This is a genomic window from Streptomyces uncialis (assembly GCF_001905345.1).
Lineage (GTDB): Bacteria > Actinomycetota > Actinomycetes > Streptomycetales > Streptomycetaceae > Streptomyces > Streptomyces uncialis.
Genome location: NZ_LFBV01000011.1, coordinates 47,551 through 66,857, shown reverse-complemented (window position 1 = coordinate 66,857; position 19,307 = coordinate 47,551). Strand labels below are relative to the sequence as shown.

The 19,307-nt window shown below is 73.3% G+C and carries 19 protein-coding genes and 1 pseudogene; 7 read left to right on the top strand and 13 right to left on the bottom strand.

Annotated elements, in window-relative coordinates:
• Positions 1-170: 170 nt before the first annotated feature.
• Together AB852_RS34200 and AB852_RS34195 are read right to left on the bottom strand one after the other, a co-directional pair.
• The gene (locus AB852_RS34200) at positions 171-1,088 is read right to left on the bottom strand and encodes a putative protein N(5)-glutamine methyltransferase (RefSeq protein ID WP_079185137.1); all 918 of its coding nucleotides are present in this window, start codon (positions 1,086-1,088) and stop codon (positions 171-173) included.
• Positions 1,089-1,284: 196 nt separating this feature from the next.
• Positions 1,285-1,479, bottom strand: a pseudogene (locus AB852_RS34195) (DUF5133 domain-containing protein); the annotation flags it as partial.
• A 322-nt stretch (positions 1,480-1,801) separates the two neighbouring features.
• Here AB852_RS34195 and AB852_RS34190 point away from each other — a divergent pair.
• Entirely contained in the window at positions 1,802-2,341 is a 540-nt protein-coding gene (locus tag AB852_RS34190) for an ATP-binding protein (protein WP_073794588.1), read from the top strand.
• A 12-nt stretch (positions 2,342-2,353) separates the two neighbouring features.
• Here AB852_RS34190 and AB852_RS34185 read toward each other — a convergent pair whose 3' ends face one another.
• From AB852_RS34185 to AB852_RS34160, 6 genes are all read right to left on the bottom strand, one after another.
• Positions 2,354-3,355, bottom strand: a complete 1,002-nt coding sequence (locus AB852_RS34185; protein ID WP_107499433.1) for a phosphotransferase enzyme family protein — start codon at positions 3,353-3,355, stop codon at positions 2,354-2,356.
• Between the two features lie 93 nt (positions 3,356-3,448).
• Positions 3,449-3,895 (bottom strand): nitroreductase family deazaflavin-dependent oxidoreductase, encoded by a 447-nt coding sequence (locus tag AB852_RS34180; RefSeq protein ID WP_073794585.1) that lies wholly within the window; start codon positions 3,893-3,895, stop codon positions 3,449-3,451.
• A 146-nt stretch (positions 3,896-4,041) separates the two neighbouring features.
• Positions 4,042-5,829 (bottom strand): ricin-type beta-trefoil lectin domain protein, encoded by a 1,788-nt coding sequence (locus AB852_RS39025; protein WP_073794583.1) that lies wholly within the window; start codon positions 5,827-5,829, stop codon positions 4,042-4,044.
• Positions 5,830-6,536: 707 nt separating this feature from the next.
• A complete protein-coding gene (locus tag AB852_RS34170; RefSeq protein WP_073794580.1) occupies positions 6,537-6,740 on the bottom strand; it encodes a DUF2191 domain-containing protein in 204 nt (67 codons plus the stop codon).
• A 202-nt stretch (positions 6,741-6,942) separates the two neighbouring features.
• Positions 6,943-8,058, bottom strand: coding sequence for a threonine synthase (locus AB852_RS34165; RefSeq protein ID WP_073795056.1), 1,116 nt, complete (start codon positions 8,056-8,058; stop codon positions 6,943-6,945).
• Between the two features lie 260 nt (positions 8,059-8,318).
• The gene (locus AB852_RS34160; RefSeq protein WP_079185132.1) at positions 8,319-9,587 is read right to left on the bottom strand and encodes an FUSC family protein; all 1,269 of its coding nucleotides are present in this window, start codon (positions 9,585-9,587) and stop codon (positions 8,319-8,321) included.
• 668 nt (positions 9,588-10,255) lie between these two features.
• On the opposite strand from AB852_RS34160, the gene AB852_RS34155 reads away from it, so the two are divergent.
• From AB852_RS34155 to AB852_RS34145, 3 genes are read left to right on the top strand one after another with little or no spacing between them, the layout of a single operon-like run.
• Positions 10,256-11,428 carry an alpha-hydroxy-acid oxidizing protein gene (locus AB852_RS34155; RefSeq protein WP_073794577.1) on the top strand — a complete coding sequence of 391 codons (1,173 nt, stop codon included), beginning with the start codon at positions 10,256-10,258 and terminating at the stop codon, positions 11,426-11,428.
• 37 nt (positions 11,429-11,465) lie between these two features.
• Entirely contained in the window at positions 11,466-12,257 is a 792-nt protein-coding gene (locus AB852_RS34150; RefSeq protein ID WP_079185131.1) for a class I SAM-dependent methyltransferase, read from the top strand.
• 47 nt (positions 12,258-12,304) lie between these two features.
• Positions 12,305-12,787 carry a VOC family protein gene (locus tag AB852_RS34145; RefSeq protein WP_073794575.1) on the top strand — a complete coding sequence of 161 codons (483 nt, stop codon included), beginning with the start codon at positions 12,305-12,307 and terminating at the stop codon, positions 12,785-12,787.
• 35 nt (positions 12,788-12,822) lie between these two features.
• Here AB852_RS34145 and AB852_RS34140 read toward each other — a convergent pair whose 3' ends face one another.
• A complete protein-coding gene (locus tag AB852_RS34140; RefSeq protein ID WP_073794572.1) occupies positions 12,823-13,929 on the bottom strand; it encodes a baeRF3 domain-containing protein in 1,107 nt (368 codons plus the stop codon).
• Positions 13,930-14,452: 523 nt separating this feature from the next.
• Positions 14,453-14,941 (bottom strand): DUF1269 domain-containing protein, encoded by a 489-nt coding sequence (locus AB852_RS34135; RefSeq protein ID WP_073794569.1) that lies wholly within the window; start codon positions 14,939-14,941, stop codon positions 14,453-14,455.
• Positions 14,942-15,123: 182 nt separating this feature from the next.
• On the opposite strand from AB852_RS34135, the gene AB852_RS34130 reads away from it, so the two are divergent.
• Entirely contained in the window at positions 15,124-15,789 is a 666-nt protein-coding gene (locus AB852_RS34130) for an NAD(P)H-binding protein (RefSeq protein WP_073794566.1), read from the top strand.
• Between the two features lie 10 nt (positions 15,790-15,799).
• Here AB852_RS34130 and AB852_RS40115 read toward each other — a convergent pair whose 3' ends face one another.
• A complete protein-coding gene (locus AB852_RS40115) occupies positions 15,800-15,973 on the bottom strand; it encodes a hypothetical protein (protein ID WP_178391192.1) in 174 nt (57 codons plus the stop codon).
• Positions 15,974-16,316: 343 nt separating this feature from the next.
• Here AB852_RS40115 and AB852_RS34120 point away from each other — a divergent pair, with 343 nt between their 5' ends.
• Positions 16,317-16,739: a hypothetical protein gene (locus AB852_RS34120; protein WP_073794562.1), complete on the top strand. Its 423-nt coding sequence runs from the start codon at positions 16,317-16,319 to the stop codon at positions 16,737-16,739.
• Positions 16,740-16,807: 68 nt separating this feature from the next.
• Here AB852_RS34120 and AB852_RS34115 read toward each other — a convergent pair whose 3' ends face one another.
• The gene (locus AB852_RS34115; protein ID WP_073794561.1) at positions 16,808-17,002 is read right to left on the bottom strand and encodes an antitoxin; all 195 of its coding nucleotides are present in this window, start codon (positions 17,000-17,002) and stop codon (positions 16,808-16,810) included.
• A 93-nt stretch (positions 17,003-17,095) separates the two neighbouring features.
• Here AB852_RS34115 and AB852_RS34110 point away from each other — a divergent pair, with 93 nt between their 5' ends.
• The gene (locus AB852_RS34110) at positions 17,096-17,917 is read left to right on the top strand and encodes an AraC family transcriptional regulator (RefSeq protein WP_073794560.1); all 822 of its coding nucleotides are present in this window, start codon (positions 17,096-17,098) and stop codon (positions 17,915-17,917) included.
• On the opposite strand, the gene AB852_RS34105 is transcribed toward AB852_RS34110, so the two are convergent.
• Positions 17,896-19,170 (bottom strand): alpha-L-fucosidase, encoded by a 1,275-nt coding sequence (locus AB852_RS34105; protein ID WP_073794559.1) that lies wholly within the window; start codon positions 19,168-19,170, stop codon positions 17,896-17,898. The genes AB852_RS34110 and AB852_RS34105 overlap by 22 nt on opposite strands.
• Between the last annotated feature and the right edge of the window lie 137 nt (positions 19,171-19,307).

Sequence of the window (19,307 nt, the reverse complement as noted above, 5' to 3'; positions counted from 1 at the left end):
GGGACCTGGAGCGGTCGGTGCCTGCCTGTGGGGGGCAGATCCGACGGCCCGTGTGGGGGGTCCCAGTGGGGGACCGGCCGGGTGGAGGATTCATCTCCGCCCGGCCGGTCGACTTTCCGGGGCCGGTACGTCCGTACGGTGCGCCGACCGGTGCCACGGCGCCGCGCGGGTCAGCCGCCGGTGTCCGGGCGGGTGCCGACCACCACCGTCGCGGGCGGCTCCTCGCAGGTCGCGACCTCCGTCGTCAGCCCGCCGTCCCGGAACGCCCGCGCCGCCCGCTCCGCCTGCCGTCCACTGGTCTCCACCAGCAGATGACCGCCCGGCGCCAGCCAGCCGAGCGCCCCGGCGGTCACCCGGCGCAGTACCCCGAGCCCGTCCCCGCCCCCGTCCAGCGACACCAGCGGCTCATGGTCGCGCGCCTCGGTCGGCAGCAGCGCCACCTCACCGCTCGGTACGTACGGGACGTTGGCGACCAGCACGTCCACCCGGCCGCGCAACGCGGCGGGCAGCGCGTCGAACAGATCGCCCTCGTGCACGCCGCCGCCCCGCGGGACGACATTGAGGCGCGCGCACCGCACCGCCACCGGGTCGATGTCCGCCGCGACCAGCTCGGCCCGGGGCAGCGCCGCGAGCAGCGCGGCGCCGATCGCCCCCGATCCGCAGCACAGATCCACCACGACCGGCGGACGCGGCGCCCGCCGCGCGGCGAGCGCGACGGCCTCGGCGGCCAGGAACTCGCTGCGGCGGCGCGGCACGAACACCCCGGGGGGCACGGTGATCCGCAGTCCCCGGAACCCCGCCCAGCCGAGGACGTGTTCGAGGGGCGGGCCGGACGCCCGGAGCTCCGCCATCGCCAGGGCCTCGCGCGCGGTGCGCGCGGTGGCGAGGATCAGCGCCGCCTCGTCCTCGGCGAAGACGCAACCGGCGGCGCGCAGCCGGGCGGCGAGGGCGGACGGCTCCGCGCCGGACCCTTCGGGGCCGCCGGGGGACGCGCGCGGTACGGGGGGTTCGGTCGGCGCGGCTTCCGCCCCGGCCGCGGGCGCGGCGGGAGTGGCGGGCGCGACGGACGGGTGCTGCGGGAACGTCATGGGGAGAAGGTGCCTTTCGGGGCCGAAAGGGCGTTCTCCCGGATGCGGGAACCGCTAGCAGCGGTCCGCCGTGCGACCGGCGGACGAGAACACCCTGCCTGAACTGGCGGAAATGGGTCTCACCTCCCCGGTGGACGCCGACGCGGACAGCCGCACACTACCCGAGCGGATCGGAGACCGTACAGGGGGACTTGCGCGTTCCGAGGTAGTGCTCGGCGGCGAGTGCCGCCTCCCTGGCGCTGCGCCGGCCCATCAGCACGCACAGGGTGTACGCCGTGTCCTCGAAGCGTCCCCGGACGGTGCCGTTGGACGGATTGGCGAGCATCAGGCGTTCCCACGCCCGATACCGCTCCAGGAGAAAGGCGACCTGGGGTTTGTCCGGCAGCAGCATGGCGCCGCTCACCTCCGATGTGATTCTCGCCGCCCGGAGTCGTGCGGTGGGGCCATCCTCGCCCGAACGCCCGCCGTCCTCCTGTCGGGAGATCGGCCGCCGCACCCTCGCGCCGAGTGCCGGGCCATGACCCGACCGGCTCCGTACCGGCCGCCGCGCACCTCGATGACCTGCGGGAACGCTCCCGTGTTGCACGACTGGAGTAATCCCCGCACGCTGGAGGCAACTCAGCAGCGACCGCCGCTCACGCTTCGTGTTCGTGGCTCGGCCGAACGGGCGAGAAGCGGTGGTGACCGAGCTTTGCGGGTGAGGAGCCCAGATCATGACCGTCCCCCTGCCCTGTTACAGCTGTGTGGAAGTGGAAGCGCACCCGGAGCGGATCGACCGGGTCCACCGCATCCTCGCGGCGCACCTCGCCCGCTGGACGCTGGACCGCCAGATCACCCCGGTGTGCGCGGGGGTCCGTGAACTGCTCGCGAACGTCGCCGAGCACGCGGGCGACGGCACCGCCGTCATCGAACTCATCTGGACGGGACGGCACTTGATCGCCTCTGTCGCCGACCAGGACCACCGGCCGCCCCGGCCGCTGGGACCCGAGCGCGGCGGCCTGGCGAAGGTGGCCGCCCTCAGCGACGGCTGGGGGAGCTGCGGGACACCGGACGGCGGCAAGGTCGTGTGGTTCTGCCGCCGGGTGGAGACCGCGGAGGGCCAGCCACTGGTGTGGCCCGCCCCGGTGTCCGTGCTGCGGGAGTCACGGCCCGGCCCGGGGAGCGGCCCCGTCCCGGCCCTGCTCGGCCCTCCGGCGCGCGGCGCGGCCCGCCCGCCCCTGGCCCGCCGGCCGCTCGCCACGCGATGCGCGTGAGCACCCGGAACGCTATCGGGAGCCGTCCACCAGCCGTGTGACCGTGTCCTCCATCCACCGCCACGCGTCGTCGGTGTCGGACGAACGCCCGTGCGGCGCGCGGAACATGTCCAGGAACGCGCACACGTCGTCCAGGTCCCAGCGCAGCCGGTACAGCTCCAGCGCGGACCGGTCCGGCGTCCGCCCGCTCGCCTGCGCCCAGGTCTCCAGCGCCGCCTCGTCGGTCCCGCCGGTCCCGGCCGCGTGCCACAGATCGCGTTCGGGGACCGCGAGTCCGGCGGTGTCCCAGTCGACGAGCAGCGGCTCTCCGCCGGAGCGCCACAGCACATTGCCCGGATGCGGTTCGCCATGGGTGACGACCAACTCCGGCCCGCGGTCGCGCAGTCGCCGCGCCCGCCGGTCGAACTCCGCCAGCCTCCGTCGCAGCCCCGCCGCCCGGGTACGGAGCAACTCCCGCGCCGGACCGCCGTACGGGCCCGGACCCCACGGCCCGTCCGTCCCCGCGAGCGCCGACTCCAGCCGTGCGCGCGCGGGCAGGTCCGGTGGCAGCACCCGGGCCGCGGCGGGCGGCACGGCGCGGTGCAGGGCGGCGAGCATCCGCATGATCCGGGCGCGCTCCGGGGCGGTGAGCTCCTGCCCGAACTCCCCGGACGGCGCGTCGGTCCACGGCAGCACACTCAGCGCGTACCGCTCGCCGACCCGGCGTACCGTCGCACCGTCCCGGGCGGGCAGCGGCGCCACCACGGAGTCCAGCCCGGCCGCGTACAGCGCGGCCGAGGTGTCCAGAGCGCGGCGCAGCCCGTCGAACGCGCCGTCCGCGCCCTCGCCGCAGTACGGCTTGTGCGGCAGATCGGCCAGGGTCAGGAACCAGCGCCGCCCGTCCTCCCCGGTCGCGCTCCAGTGGTAGTCACCGAAGCCGACCGGGGCGTAGTCGAGCGAGACCGGCCCGACCTCCCAGTCGCGCAGCGCGCGGATCAGTTCGGACTCGGTGACACCGGTGGGGCGCTCTCTCATGGCCGCGAGGCTAGGGGCTCCCGCACGGCCCGGTCACACGCTTTTCCCCGGCGGCGGTCCGGTCGGGACCGTGACCGCCGGGGGTGAGGGCGGTCAGTGCGGCGCTTCGGAGGGCTCCAGGACGAAGACCGGGATCACCCGCTCCGTCTTCTCCTCGTACGCCGCGTAGTCGGGGTACGCCGCCACCGCGCGCTCCCACCACTCGTCCCGCTCCGCGCCGGTCACCTCACGGGCCGTCATGTCCTGCCGGACCGGGCCGTCCTGGAGCTCCAGCCGGGGATCGCCCAGCAGATTGTGGTACCAGACCGGGTTGTTCGGTGCTCCGCCGAGGGAGGCGACCGCCGCGTAGCGGCCCTCGTGCTCCACCCGCATCACCGGTGACTTGCGGAGCTTCCCGCTGCGCGCGCCCAGGGTGGTCAGCACGACCACGGGCATGTCCCGCAGGGTCGTGCCCTCGGTGCCGCCGGAGCGTTCGTACAGTTCGACCTGCTCACGGACCCAGGCGGTCGGGCTCGGTTCGTACTGGCCCTGCAAAGGCATGCGGCTCGTCCTCTCGTCGGTGGACACGTCGTCGTCCGGGTGCCTCAACACCGCCCGGCGGCAGGTTCATCCCGGCTGCCGTACGTTCACCCGTCCGGACCTGCCGGGTACGGCCGCCTCCGCGCCGGGCGGGGGCGGCCGTGTACTCAGAGCTCGCGCCGGGACCGGTCCGGGCGCTGCGGCCCGCTCGGCGCGCGGTCGTCGGCCTCCGACGCCCGGCCAGGCGCCTGGACGGGCGTCCGGTCATGGGCCTCGGCGGCGGGCGCCCCGCAGCCCGCGCCGCAGGCGTCCGGGTCCTCGGGGACCGACCTGGCGGACGCCGGGGCCGGGTCGACCAGCCAGCGCTGGCGGGCCGAGTTGTCCCGGAGTTTCACCACCACGTCCGCCCGTTTCACCAGCGCCGTGGGGGTGAGCGCCAGATCGTCCGCCCAGCGGGGAATCAACTGGCCCTGGACCGTGAGGTCGTAGTGCACATCGGCACTGTGGGACTCCTCGCGCAGCGCGCAGGGACCGAGGGCCGCCACCCCCTCGTCGGCGTGCGAGTCCAGGCACAGGCCGGGGTCCGCGGCGCTGCGCAGCAGTCCGTCGTCCTCGTACGTCCACTGCTGGCTCGGCCCCTCCGAGCAGGCCATCAGCGTCGCCGACGCGCCGGCGCGCGGTCGCTGCCCCGCCACGTCGAGACAGAGTCCCGCGTCGGCGTTGCGGAGTCTGCCGCCCACCGGTCCGCGCGGCAGCCCCGCGGCCTCCGCCGGAGGCACGTAGCCGGGCGGCAGCGACGCCTCGGGGCGGGACACGGAGGTGCCGGGCAGCCCCGAACCCCTGGCGTCGTCGCCGCCGTTGGGCCACAGGGTCGTGGCGAGGACCGCCGTCGTCAGGACGGCCGCCCCGGCCCCGAACCCGGCGAGCATCTGCCGCCCCGACCGCAGGACACGCGGGGTGCGGACCCGGTGCCGGCCCGTCGCCCGCGGTGCGTCGGCGACGGGGTCCCGGTCCTCGTCGGACCGGGCCGAGTACAGCGGATGGGGCGGTGGCGGCGGGCGTACGGAGCGCGGGGGAGGGCCGGGCAATTCGGGAATTCTGCGGTGCTGACGGATGGCGAGATAGTCGTCCGCTCCATGGACGAGTACGGACTCGGCCAGCAGCGCACCCACATTTCCGTCGAAGTAGCGCAGTTGCTCGACGGTGAACCGGCAGTGCTCACAACCCTGTACGTGTTCCGTCACATCAGGCAGCAGGGGATCTCCCTGGCGGACGGGTACGTCGAGGAGACGGTTGTAGTAGCGGCATTCCGGACGGGTGGCAAGTTCGATATGCGCTTGCAGGCAGGATGTCCGGAATACCTCCCGTGCTTCTTCGAGTTCACCTTGGGCGGCGGCGTTCTCCAGGGCCAGCAGAGCGGCCGGTTCCGATATCGGCTCGCCCTCGACCTCGGTGTGCCAGAGCAGGTACTGGGCGGATATCGGCAACTCACCGAAAGCACGTGCGGCGATCCGCCGGTTATCCGCGACGGTGACCCCGGACGCCCAGGGTTCACCGCGTATCGGGTCCGTCGGGTTGATCGTGTCCATCGTGTTCCTCGGGGGGAGTGGGGTCGCCTCCGGGGAAAGAGCCCAGGTCCGGGCCAGGTCGCGCACGGTCAGCAGCAACCGGGGGCGCAGCGCGAGCGAGGGCTCCCCGTCGCGCGTGGGGTCGAGCACCGCACGGAACGCCGCCGCGGCGAGCATGGGGGAGGCGGCGGGTCCGGACACGGCGCACACGGTCGCGTAGTCCTGGACGGATTCCCAGTGGCGGCTCAGCAGCACCGCGAAGGCCCGGGTCTCCTGTTCGGCCGAGGGGGAGCGGAGCGCGACCGTGAGTTCGTCGTCGGAACGGCGTGAATCCGCCGTAGGGGTGTGGGGGTCCTGCTTCGGATGGGGTGTGAGGGGGGTGGGCACAGAGGGATTTCCTTCCAGAGCGCACTGGGGCACGCGGGGAGTTCTGGCCGGGGGAGGTAAAGGACGCGGGGACGTCCTCGACCACCGATGGCGAACACGTCTTCTGGGCGACCGGCCATGGTCCGTGCTGGAACGCTGCATACCCTGACACAGTCAACTCACGTGTAACAAGGTTTTCGTAAAGGGTTGTTGAGTGGATAGTCACCTGCGCTGTCATGTGAACCGCCAGACGCGCTCTCATCCGATGCGGCAAGTTACCTGTTGGTACTCGTCGATGCATTCGGCAGCGGCCCGCCGCGCGCCTGGGAGCTGCGCGGAAGTATGCGGTGCACGTGGTGAATCGGCGCCTCTCGCGGGGTACGGCGGCCATACGGCGATACGTGCCGGAACGCCCCTGTGTTCACATCCGGCGCTCTGTGTATGAGAGGGAAGTCCATCGGTTCTGTGCGATGCCAAAAGGCAGAACAATCAAAACGTCGAATGGAGTTCTTTCCCGGGAAGTCCTGTTCCGGAAGAAGGGGGAAGGCCGTGGAATCACTGGCGCCGGGCGAATGCCTGGCGGGGACCCACCGGACGGCGGGTGGCCGGGAACAGCCGACGGCCCCTGTCACGGGCATATGACAGGGGCCGGGAGGAGCGGTGAGGCCGCCGGGGGCGGGCCCCGGTCGGCGAGGCGGGCGGCCGGGCCGCGAGGCGCCCGCGCCGGATCAGCCCTGCGGCGGTTCGAGCGGCTGCGGTGCGGAGATCCGTGCGGACCCGCCCCCGCTCTCCGTCCGTTCCTCGGTACGGTGGCCACGGGCGATGTAGTCCCGGACGACGAGCTCCACCGCGTCCTGCGGTGAGCCGGCGCCGGACAGCACCATGACCTCCACCACGAGTTCCGCGTCCAGTCCGACGGTTACCTTGGCCATGTGCCGCTCCTCCGCACCGAAAGTGACCGAGACGGTAGCACCGCCCCCGCCGGACGCGCACCGGGGCGCCCGGCGTACGGCGACCGGTCGGTGGGTACTTGGCCGGAGTGTCCCGGCCCCGGCCGCCGATGGCTGACAACCGCCGTTCCCTCCGGGGTGTTCCGCGTCCTCGGTCACCGCCCGGGGACGCCGGCGGCGGTGGTCAGGTCGCGGTGTCCGCCGGGAACAGCCCGGCGAGGACACCCGTCGCCTTGAGGCCCGAACCGGTCAGCACCACGACCGTCGTCTCACCGTCCCGGATCGCGCCCCGGGCACGGAACACGTCGATCGCGGCGGCGGCCGTCGCGCTGGTCGGCTCCACGTACAGCCCCCGGCTCGCGAGAGCGCGGACCGCCGACGCGATGTCCCGCTCGGGGATCGCGGCCATGTCCCCGCCGGAGCGGCGGACCGCGGCCACCACCTCGGGCAGCCGTACCGGTGCACGGATCGCGGTGCCCTCCGCGATCGTCGGGCCGAACTCCGGTACGGGCTCCGACCGGAACGCGGCGTGCAGCGGGGCGCACGCCGCGGGCTGGGCGACCAGCAGCCGGGGAAGGCGCGCGATCCGCCCCGCGGCGAGCAGCTCCGAGAACCCCAGATCGCAGCCGAGGACCGTGCTGCCCGCGCCCGCCACGGTCACCACCGCGTCCGGGGCACGGAACCCGAGGTCCTCCCACAGCTCGTACGCGAGGGTCTTCGTCCCCTGGAGGAAGTACGGATGCCAGTTGTGCCCCGCGTACATCACCTCCCCGGCGCGCCGCAGAGCCTCCGCCGCGGTGGCCTCCCGGCCGCCCGGCACCGGGGTGATCCGCGCCCCGTACGCCCGCGTCTGGAGCACCTTGGCGGGCGAGGTCCCCTCCGGGACGAGGACCGTGGCGCCGATCCCGGCCGCCGCGCAGTAGGCGGCGACCGACGAACCGCCGTTGCCGGAACTGTCCTCCACGACCTCCCGTACGCCCCGGGCGGCCAGCGCCGAGACCATCACACTGCTGCCCCGGTCCTTGAAGCTCCCCGTCGGGTTGAACCACTCCAGCTTGAAACGGACCCGGGCCCCCGCCCACTCGCCCTCCACCAGCGGCGTCATCCCTTCCCCGAGGCTCACCGGGGGACGGCCGCCGGGCAGCGGCAGCGCGGCGCGGTAGCGCCACAGGGAACGGACCGAGCCGTCGATGTCCCCCGGCGCGAGGCCGGGCAGCGGCGACACGGTCAGCGGACCGCCGTCGTCCCCGCGCCAGCGCAGGGCGTCCAGCGGATACGTCCGCCCCGAACGCCCGTCGATCAGCTGTGGCCCCTCGGGTTCCCGCTCCGGTTCCGGCACGCGGACCGCCTCTCTCCTCGTCCGCCCGGCCCTCCGGCACGGCTTCCGACAGGGGGTCGAACGGATCATCAGATGATGGACGGAACCTACCGGACCCGTGATCGTCGGCCCCGTGTCGGCGCCGTACCTGAGCCGCCGGGCCCCTCCCGCCTGGCTCCGCCAAGCGCCTGCCACGGCCTGCCGAGCGCCGCCTCGGCCCTTTTGCCTCAGCGCCGCCCCCCTCAACCCCGCTCGCTGCCCCGGCTCCCGCCCCCGCCCGGGAACAGGGACCTCAGCCGTCCCAGCCAGGAGAACCGCTGCCGCTGCTCACGCGCGCTGCGGTCCAGTTCCTCCATCAGCCGCCTGCTGCGGTGCTCCATGTCCAGCTCGTCCAGCAGCCGGTCCACCTCGGTCAGCAGCGCCCCGTGGAGCTGCCAGCCGCGCGGGTCCTCCCGTACGTCGTCCAGCAGGAGCCGCGCCGCCCGGTCCCGGCTCGCGACCGCGGCGCTCAGCTCCTCCGCCAGCCGTGCCTCGGCGGCGTCCGCGTTGGTGCTGACCTGAGTGGTCACCAGGACCGCGAAACTGACGACGGCGTCGGCGATATGGTCCAGCGTCTCCTGGAGCGCCGCGCCCGTCCCGCGCGGCAGCAGCGGCTCGTGCGGACGTTCCCTGCTCAGATCGGTGAACGTCCGGGAGAGGACCCGGACGACGACCACACAGATCTCCAGGGTGTCGAGACCGGTCCGCAGCACCACCCGGTTCAGCAGGCCCTCACGGACCCGGGGGTTGAGCCGCAGGCTGTCCTCCGCCTGCCGCAGCGCCGCGTCCACGTCCGCCACGTCGTCGTCCAGCTGCCGTGCCTCGAAGAGCCGCTGCTCGGCCTGCTCGGGCGCGGTCGGGGTGATGAGCTGTTCACCGCCCCGCAGCAGCAGCCGCCGCATCCGGCGCGCCAGGTTCTCGATGGACTCCCCGGCGGTGTCCACCCACACGGGCGGCGCCAGCAGGAAGTTGAACGACAGGCCGACCACCGCCCCGATCAGCGTCTCCAGCACCCGGTCCCAGGCGGACGCGCCCACCTGGGTCACCCCGAGCACGAGCATCGCGCTGATCGCCACCTCGGGCACGAACTCGCCCACCCGGACGAACTGGCCCACCGTCAGCGACGCCAGGATGATCAGGGCGAGGCTCCACCAGCTCAGTCCCACCAGCGAGCTGAAGCCGACGGCGATCAGTACGCCGATGACCACCGAGTTCACCCGGCGGACGCCGGTGGTGATCGTGGCGTAGAGCGTCACCTGCACCACCAGGAGCGCGGTCAGCGGCGCGGTCAGCGGCGCCTCGACATCGCTGAGCTGGAGCGCGACGGCGTACGAGATGGTGGCCGCCGCCGTGGACCGCAGGATCTGCACCACCACGGGGTCGCGCCAGCGCCGGACGACGCCGGCCGCCCGGGGCGCGTGCGCAGTCCGTCCGGCCGCCGCTTCCGGCGACGCACGGTTCTCCTCGCTCATCGTCAGCCACCGCCCGCCTCACGGAACCGATACCGGGTCCACTGTCGTACGGAGCGGTGCCGGGGGGACGGTGACGCTCCGTACGACCTGCGGCCGGTTTCGGCGGACCGCGGGTACGCGGGGGCGCGAGGGCGGTGGGTGTCCGGCTCGCCGTCGTCTTCCGTCCCGGAGGTTCGCTGCCCCTTCGGGGACACCCGCTGTGGGGAACGGTGGGTGGTTCGCCCACTGTTGGCGGTCTTTCGCGCAGTTCCCCGCGCCCCTTTCGGGGCGCCCCGCTGTGGTGGCCGTGCGGGGTCGGCTGACCGTCGCCGGTCTTCGCGCAGTTCCCCGCGCCCCTATCGGGGCGCCCCGTCGTGGTGGCGGTGCGGGGTCGGCTTTCCGTCGGTGGTCGTTTGCGCAGTTCCTCGCGCCCCTTTGGGGCACCCCGCTGTGGTGGCCGGGGGCGATCGGCTGACCGTCGCCGGTCTTCGCGCAGTTCCCCGCGCCCCTATCGGGGCACCCCGTCGTGGTGGCGGTGGGTGGTCGGCTTTCCGTCGGTGGTTGTTCGGGCGGCTTCGGGGGAGCTCGGTGTGGGGCGGGTTGTCCCGGGCGTTCCCCCGCGGTCCGTGGCCGTCGTCAGTAACCTCCGGCGTACGCGGCGAGCGCACCGACGAGAGACGGGCACGACGATGAGCGGACATGCGGCCGACTTCCAGTACGAGATCTATCTGAACGGTATGACCGGGGCGGTGCCCAGACTGCCCACCGATCTGACCCGCCTCGCGGAACTCACCGAACAGCGGCTCGGTTCCGGACCGGTCGGCTATGTGGCGGGCGGCGCGGGCGACGGCAGCACCGACCGCGCCAACCGTGCGGCACTCGACCGGCTGCGGATCGTGCCCCGTGTGCTGCGGGACGTCCATGCGCGCGACCTGTCCGTGCACGTGCTGGGCCGCACCCTGCCCGCGCCCGTGGCGCTCGCCCCGATCGGTGTGCTGTCGATCCTGCACCCCGAAGCCGAGGGCGCCGCCGCCCGGGCCGCCGCCGCCCGCGGGGTGCCCTACATCCACTCCAGCGCCGCCAGCACCCCCATCGAGCAGGTCGCCGAGGCCCTGGGTGACGCCGAACGCTGGTTCCAGCTCTACTGGTCCAAGGACCGCGAGGTCACCCGCAGCTTCCTGACCCGGGCCCGGGACACCGGGTTCACCGTCCTGTTCGTCACCCTCGACACCCCGCTGCTCGCGTGGCGGCCCCGGGACCTCGACCAGGCGTATCTGCCGTTCCTGCGCGGGGTGGGCACCGCCAACTACTTCACCGACCCCGCGTTCCAGGCGGGACTCGCCCGGCCCGTGCACGAGGACCCGGACGCCGCCGTCATGCACTTCATCGGCCTCTTCTCCGATCCCTCGAACACCTGGCCGGATCTCGCGTTCCTCCGGGAGAACTGGGACGGTCCGATCGTCCTCAAGGGGGTGCTGCACCCGGACGACGCCCGGGCCGCCGCCGACGCCGGGATGGACGGTGTCGTCGTCTCCAACCACGGCGGACGCCAGGTCGCGGGCGCCATCGGCGCCGCCGACGCGCTGCCCGCCGTGGTCGACGCCGTCGGCGACCGGCTCGACATCCTGTTCGACAGCGGTGTCCGTTCCGGCGCCGACATCGCCAAGGTCCTCGCGCTCGGCGCCCGCGCCGTGCTGATCGGGCGGCCCTACGCCTACGGGCTCGCCCTCGACGGCCAGGCGGGCGTCGACCATGTGATCCGCTGTCTGCTCGCCGAACTCGATCTGACCCTCGCCCTGTCCGGGCACGCCACCCCCGCCACGTTCACCGCGGCCGACCTGCGGCGCGAGGGCGACCGATGACCGCCCCCGGCGGCCCGCACGGCCCGGGACGGCCGTGATGTTCGGCCCCGGCGGACCCACGTTCCGCGAACTCACCGTGCAGGCGCTGTCCTCCGTCGAGCACGGCTACGACCTGCTCGCCCCCACCTTCGACCGCACGCCCTTCCGCACCCCGGACGCCATCCTCGACGCCACCGCGCGTGTGCTGGAAGGACTCGGCCCCTTCGGCCGCGGGCTGGACCTGTGCTGCGGCACGGGTGCCGGTACCCGGGTGCTGCGGCGGGTGTGCCGGGACCGGATCGTCGGGGCCGACCTCAGCGCCGGGATGCTGACGGCCGCCCGCCCGGCCCCACCGGTCCGCCCCGGCCGTCCGGCGGAGCACCTGGTCCGGGCCGACGCGCTGGCCCTGCCCTTCGCCGGGAGCCTCGACCTGGTCGTCAGCTTCGGGGCGTTCGGCCACTTCCTGCCCCGGCAGCGGCCCGCCCTCTTCGCCGGGGTGCACCGGGCCCTGGCCCCCGGCGGCCGGTTCGCCTTCCCGGTGGTCGCGCCGCCCGCACCCGGCTCGCGGGGGTACTGGGCGACGGCCGGGTTCGACGCGGTGATGCGGCTCCGCAACGCCCTGTGGCGTCCGCCGTTCGTGATGTACTACCGCACCTTCCCGCTGTCCGCCGTCCGCGCCGAGCTGACCCGCGCGGGCTTCACCACCGACCTGTACGCGCTGCCGGAGCTGGGCCGGCGGCCGGACGGCGGACCGCGCTGCCGTCTGGTGGTCGCCACCCGGCCCCGCACCCGCGCCCAGGTGGCACCTGGACGCGCGGCCGACGAGTTTTCGGCGGACCATCGGTCGTAACGGAGAGAGCATGCCGTAACCGATCGCGTACGCGGGAGGCGTCACCGATGACCAGCGAGGCATTCACCACCTGTCTGTGGTTCGACGGCCGGGCCGAGGAGGCCGCGGACCACTATCTGTCCGTGTTCAAGAACTCCGAGCCCGGCCGGGTCACCCGGTACACCGAGGCGGGCCCCGGCCCCGCCGGGACCGCCATCACCGTCGACTTCACCCTCAACGGCCAGCACTTCCTCGCGCTCAACGGCGGACCGGAGTTCACGTTCAACGAATCGGTCTCGTTCCAGATCCACTGCGCCGACCAGGACGAGGTCGACTACTACTGGGACCGGCTCACCCAGGACGGCGGCCGGCCCGGGCAGTGCGGCTGGCTCAAGGACAGGTTCGGGGTGTCATGGCAGGTCGTCCCCACGGAACTGCCCGGACTGCTCGCCGACCCCGACCATGAGAAGGCGGCCCGGACGACCCGCGCCCTGTTCGCGATGACGAAGCCCGACATCGGCGCGCTGCGCGCCGCGTACGCGGGGGAGTAGCCCCGGCCGGGACCGGCCGCGGGGGTCGGCGGCTGTCAGTAGCGCAGTACGCCCGCGATCCGGCCCAGGTCCGCGAGGGTGCCGTCCGGCAGGAAACGTACGGTGGCGCCCGTCGTCAGGCAACGCTCGACGATCTCGTCCACCAGGTCCTCGCGGGAGTCGAGATCGTCATGCCTCGCGGGCATCAGATGGTGGCCGTCGTCGCGTACCGTCACCCGGTAGTTCTCCTCCACGGCCAGCAGGTCCACCCGGCCCTCGGTCGCGTTGCGCCACACCTCGTCGGCCCCGGCGGCGAACTCCCGGCGGCCCCGCGCCCGGTCGAGGTCCCGCAGCACCGCGCCGTTCTCCGCCTCCTGCCGCGCGGAGTGGAACGGCAGCACCGCCTGCCACACCAGCTCGGGCGGCCCCTGCGCCAGGCCCCCGTGCGGCACCCGGAACATCTCACCCGCACCGCCGTCCGACGCGCCGCCGACCTCCGCGAGGGTGGTCAGCGCCGCCGCCTCCCCGGCCGCGTACAACGGGCGGGGGCGGTCCGCGAGCACGGCGGCCATGGCCTCGTCCGCCCGGCGCAGAAACGCCCGGGTCGCCTCGTCGCGGAAGGTGCTGGGCAGGTCCCCGACGCGTTCCTGACGCTCCGCGTCGGGGTCCGCGAGACTTCTGACCAGCGGGAACGGGCCGGTGCGGACCTCGCTGACCCGCTCGGCGCGGCCGTCCCACAGCGAGATGTGGTCGGCGGAGACCGCGAGGACCCAGTACGGGCGGTCGGCGAGGTCCGCGGCGACCAGGTTCCGGGTCAGGAACGTGTCCGACAGCACGACGCGTTCGGGGACCGCGCGGTTCAGGTACCAGACCTGGTGCTCGCCCGGCGCGGCGAACACGGCGAGGCCGTCCTCCGCGAGGGCCAGGTCGGTCGCGGCGACGGCCTGGTCCAGCTGGTCGGCGATGTCCGCGGAGCGGGCGCGGGTCGCCGCGGGGTCGGCCCGCAACCGGTTCTTCGCCTCCGCGACGAGGTTGCGCAGACGTACGTGGTCCTGGGCGTGGTGGGGTTCGCGCCGGTGCGTGGGCATCAGCAGGGACAGCGCGGGGTAGGGGCGCGGCTCCCGGAGCCGCGCCAGCGTTCGGGGGTCGAGCCGTGGGTGCATGTCCGCCTTCGCTTGCGCTTTTGAGGTCTGTCCGGGTGGGCGTACTTGTCCCTGTGCCGTCGTTCGTGGGGTGCGCAGTTCCCCGCGCCCCTGGGTACTCGGTGCTGGGCGCGACTGTTCCCAGTGCCGTCGCTCGGTGGTTTCGCGGTTCCTCGCGGGTCGCCTTCGCTTGCGCTTCCCAGGTCTGTCCGGCGGGGCGTACTTCGTTGCTGTGCCGTCGTTCGTGGGGTGCGCAGTTCCTCGCGCCCCTGGGTACTCCGTGCTGGGCGCGCTTGTTCCTGTGCCGTCGTTCGGTGGGTTTGCGCAGTTCCCCGCGCCCCTGTCGGGGCGCTGCCTGGCTGGTGTTGTTGTTCGGGTGCGGGTCGCCCTCGTTTTCGCGTAGTTCCTCGCGCCCCTTTGGGGCGCGTTCTGTTTGTTCTTCGGGGCGGGGCCGGTCGGGATTTTCCGTCCTCGCTCCAACGCGATTTCCGCCCACCCCCTTGCGTGGCCGGGCGGGTGTGCGGGGAGAGGGGCGCTCCTTCGGTCAGCTCTGCGCGCCGAGGTGTTCGGCCAGTTCCTTCTCGTCCTCCGCGTTCAGCGAGGTCTTCAGCAGCCTTCCGCCGAACGGCTGCATCGCGTCGGCGAACTTGTCCTCCGTGATCTTCGCGGCCATGATCACCACGGCCGCCGCCCCCGGCTTCAGCATGGACTGCACCTGCCCCCGGAACTCCTCGTCGATCCCGGACTTGCTGAGCTTCCCGAACAGCCCGCCGAACGCGGCACCCGCCAGCAGGCCGAACGCCGGGACGAGGAAGAGCAGGCCGAAGATCGTGCCCCACAGCGCACCGGACGCGGCCGAGACCCCGACGATCTTGCTGGGCGTCTCGACGTGGTTCTTGCCTTCCTGGTCGACACTGACCACCGCCAGTCCGGAGAGATCGACCACGAAGTCCTTCTGGAGTTTCTGGACCTCTTCGTACGCCTGATGGGCGACCGCTGGATCCTCGTACCCGATCACGATGAGTTCGGACATGGTGTGCCTCCTTGGCGGTGATCGTTCACGGTCACCGGCGACCGGACCGACATATGCACCTTATGTCCGTTCTGGGGGTCGGGCATATGGGTCAGATGTGGGAGGGCTCGGGTGTGCGGGGGTGTCGGCCGTCCGGGGCGGGTGCGGTCTCCGGGTCCGGCTTCGCGTGGTTACGATGCGTCATGCCCACTCGTACCGCGCTGCTCGCCGGGGCCAGCGGCCTCGTCGGCGGCCATCTCCTCGCCCGGCTGCTGGCCGACCCCCGCTACGACCGGGTCACCGCCCTGGTCCGCCGCCCCCTGGACCGCGAACACCCACGCCTCGACGTACGGATCGTGGACTTCGCCACGCTCACCGCCGACGAGGTGCCCGCCGTGGACGATGTGTACTGCGCGCTGGGCACCACCATCAGGAAGGCCGGGTCGCAGACGGCGTTCCGCGCGGTCGACCATGACGCCACGCTCGCCGTCGCCGACCGTGCCCATGGAGCCGGGGCCCGTCGGATCGCCCTGTGCTCGTCGGTCGGCGCCGACCCCGCCTCCCGGAACTTCTACCTCCGGGTCAAGGGGGACGTCGAACGCGACATCATCGCCCTCGGGTACGACAGCACCCTGCTCTTCCGGCCCTCCCTGCTGCTCGGGGAGCGGACCGAACAGCGCACCGCCGAACGCCTCGCCGCCCGGCTCGGCCCGGTGTTCGGCCCCCTCTGCGCCGGACCGCTGCGCCCGTACCGCCCGGTCGCCGCCGGACGGCTCGCCGCCGCGATGGTGAACGCCCTCGCCACCGCCGAGCCCGGTACCCGCGCCCTCACCTACGAGGACATCGTCCTCGCCTCCGAAGCGCGCTGAGCCCGCCGGATCAGGACGGCAGCGGTCCGCCGCAACGCGCGCAGCAGCGGTCCTCGCGGCCCGGGGCGAGCCGTCCGCACTCCTCGCACACCCGGTGCAGCAGACACGCGGCTTCCCCGCCCATGTCCGGCGCCGGGGCGCGGGCCGCCTCCGCGTCGGACTGTCCGTGATCGTTCGCCGCCATGCGTCCCCCGGTCTCCCGTTCCGTGTCCGGGTGCGCGCCGGTCGCCGCCACCCGCCCTGTGTCCGACGGTACGCGGGACCGGCTCCCGTCTCCGGCGAACGCTGTTCGGGAGTCTTTTCGGTCAGGGTCAGTTACCGCGCGAAGTGGCGAACACGCTGGTGGAGTGGGTGAGTTGAGTCTTCGGTCAACTCGTGGGGCGCCCGGGACCGCACACTGGCCGAATCGGAGTGGTGACATACAGTCATGGCGTGAACTAAAGAAGAGGGGGTACACGACGGCGACGACGCGCATGCGACGAGCGGCCGTCCATGTGCCATGTCCTGAACCGCCCCCGGAGGTGACCATGCATGACGAATTCCTGTGCCACGTCACCGCCTACGGTGTCTGCGGTGGCCAGTGGGTCGGCGTGCCGCTCGGTACCTACCGGGCCCCCACCCTGCCACTGGCCCTGTGGTGGCTGCGCGACCGGGCCCTGTGGATCGCGGCCCGCCTCGATCCCCTCCCCGAAACCGCCGCCTTCCCGGAAGGTTCGCTGACCCCCGTCGGCGCCGACACGGCGGATGTACCGGCCGTGCTGCGTGACTGGTGCCACGACACCTACCGGCAGGACCGGGTCGCGGAGGAGCTCTCCCAGGGGCGGCTGATGCGGTTCTCCGCCCAGGACGAGACCACGGAGTACGAGCTGATGGCGGAGTCCGTGGACACCCTGCGGATGCGCCGGATGCGCGACCCGTACGCGATGTCCGCCGGCGCGGCCCGGTGGTGAGCGCGCACGCCGGCCGCCTGGTCCGGAGGGCCGTAGCCGGCGGCACCGGACCGGGCGGGGCCGACGGGTCAGGCCCGCGGTGGCTGCTGGCCCCGGTCCTGGTCGCCGAGCCGGTCCTTCAGCGCGTCCTGGCCCTTGTCGACCTGGCCCTGGTACTTGCCCTGCGTCCTGTCGTCGATGGCGTCTCCCGCCTTGTCGACGCCCTTCGACGTCTGGTCCTCATGCCCCTTGAGCATGTTTTTGAGCTTGTCCATCATGGACATGAGCCCACCTCCCTAGAGGGTTGTTCCGTCTTCAGCTTCACCCGCCCGGGCCACTCCCGCATCCGCGCGCGTCCCCGCTGGTAACTTCTCACCATGAGCAGCGCAGCCGAGCCGCCGACCGTGGCGGTCCCGCTGGACACCCCGCCCCGGGTCGCGAGCCTCGGCACCGGGGTCCACGGCACCCACACCACGACCGACGTCTTCCGGCTGCCGGACCTGTGGCAGCTCCACCTCTACACGTACAGCGCCGAACTCGTCGTCGGCGGTCTGTCCCACACCATCCGGCCCGGCCGGGTCAGCCTGGTGCCGCCCGGCACCGAGGTCCGCTACCGCTACCGGGGCCGCTCCGAGCACCTGTTCGTCCACTTCGCCCTGCCCGGCACCGGAGGGTCCACCCGGGTCCCCCTCCTCCAGGACGCCGGGGCCGAGACCCCGGCCCTCACGGGGCTGCTGCGCCAGGCCGTCGCCATCGCCCCGCGCAACCCCGTACGGGCCGCCGCCGAGGTGTGGACGGCACTGTGGCGGGTCGCGGAACTCGGCGCGCCCGGCGGGTCCGCCCAGGCGCCCGGCCCGGTCGCCGCCGCGATCGCCCATGTCGAGGCACATCTGGCGGGCCCCCTCGCGGTGCCCGACCTGGCCCGGGTCGCCGGGGTCTCGCACAACCACCTGACCAGGCTCTTCCGCGCCGAGACCGGCCGTACGGTGGTCGCCTACGTCCGTGCGCGGCGGATGGCCCGCGCCCGGCATCTGCTGCGCGAGTCGACGCTCACCGTCCGCGCGGTGGCCGACGCCGTCGGCATCGCCGACCTCCAGGCGTTCAACAAGGCGTGCCACCGGGAGTTCGGCGCCTCGCCCCGCGCGCTGCGCGCCGCCGCCCGCGCGCCCGGCGGGGATCAGCGCAGCCCGGTGCCCTGATACAGGTCCAGCTCGCCGTCCAGCTCCACGGCGAGGACGGTCGCGCACGGATCGACGTCCCCGGGCCCCGGCGCGTCGATCCAGGTCATCCCCGGCACCTCGTGCAGCCCGCCGACGACCCGGTGCCCCAGCTCCGCGCCCGTGCCGAGCACGCTCACCCGCTTCACCGGGGTCCGCAGCCCGCGTACCGTCACCGACTCGCGCGGTACGTCGAAGCACATCAGGTACAGGGTGCGGCGGTCCGCCGAGAGGGTGCTCGGTCCGTAGTGGTGGCCCGGCGGCAGGCCCGCGACCGTGCCGTGCACGGCGTCCGCGTGGGCGCGTATCCAGTCACCGAGGCCGGTGAGCCGCTCCGTCTGCGCGGCCGAGATCGTGCCGTCCTCCCGGGGCCCCACGTCGAGCAGCAGATTGCCGCCCATCGCGATCGTCTCCGTGAGGTAACGCACCAGCAGCGCCACGGACTTGTGGTTGTCGTCGCCCTGCCGGTACCCCCAGGAGTCGTTGACGGTCAGGCACAGTTCCCAGGGGCCGTCCGGGGCCCGCACCGGCAGTCCCTGCTCCGGGGTCGCGTAGTCGCCGTGTCCCGTCAGCCGGGCGTTCGCCATGGTGTCCGGGGCCGCCGCCCGGATCAGCCCCGCCAGTTCGGCCATCCGCCACTGCTCCGGTGACCGCTCCCATTCACCGTCGAACCACAGCAGGTCCGGGCGGTACCGCTCGATCAGCTCGGCCACCTGGCCGTCCCGGTACGCCAGATACCGCGCCCACGCCGCCGGGTCCTCCACCCCGTTCTGTGGGGTGACGTACGCACTGGCCAGGATGTCGTCGTGCGCGGGCGGGTCGGGGTGGACGACCGTCGGGTAGTCGGGGTGGTTCCAGTCCGAGTGCGAGTAGTAGAGGCCCACCTTCAGCCCCCGTTCCCGCAGCGCGTGCGCGTACCCGGCGATCAGGTCCCGGCCCGCCGGGGTGTGCCGGACGACGTCGAGTCCGCCCTGGCCGGAGTCCCAGAGCGCCACCCCGTCGTGGTGGCGCGCGGTGAGAACCGCGTAGCGGGCGCCCGCCCGCGCGAACAGGTCCGCCCACCCGGCCGGGTCGTAGCGCGACGCGGTGAAACGGCCGAGCTGACTCATGTACCGCTCGTGCGGGACCTCGCCGTTGTAGAAGGACCAGGACTCGGCCACCGAGTCGACGGCGTAGACGCCGTAATGGACGAAGACGCCCAACTTCGCGTCACGGAACCAGGGCTGTGTGGACATGCCCGAACGCTAGATCGGCGGACCGTCCGCGCGCGTGGGTCCGGATCACCATCGGTGGTCCATTTTCACCCTACGGAGGATCCTGGCGAAGGCGATGGGGTGCCGTTCCGACGGGGTCGTGGGGCTTCCGTCCGCGC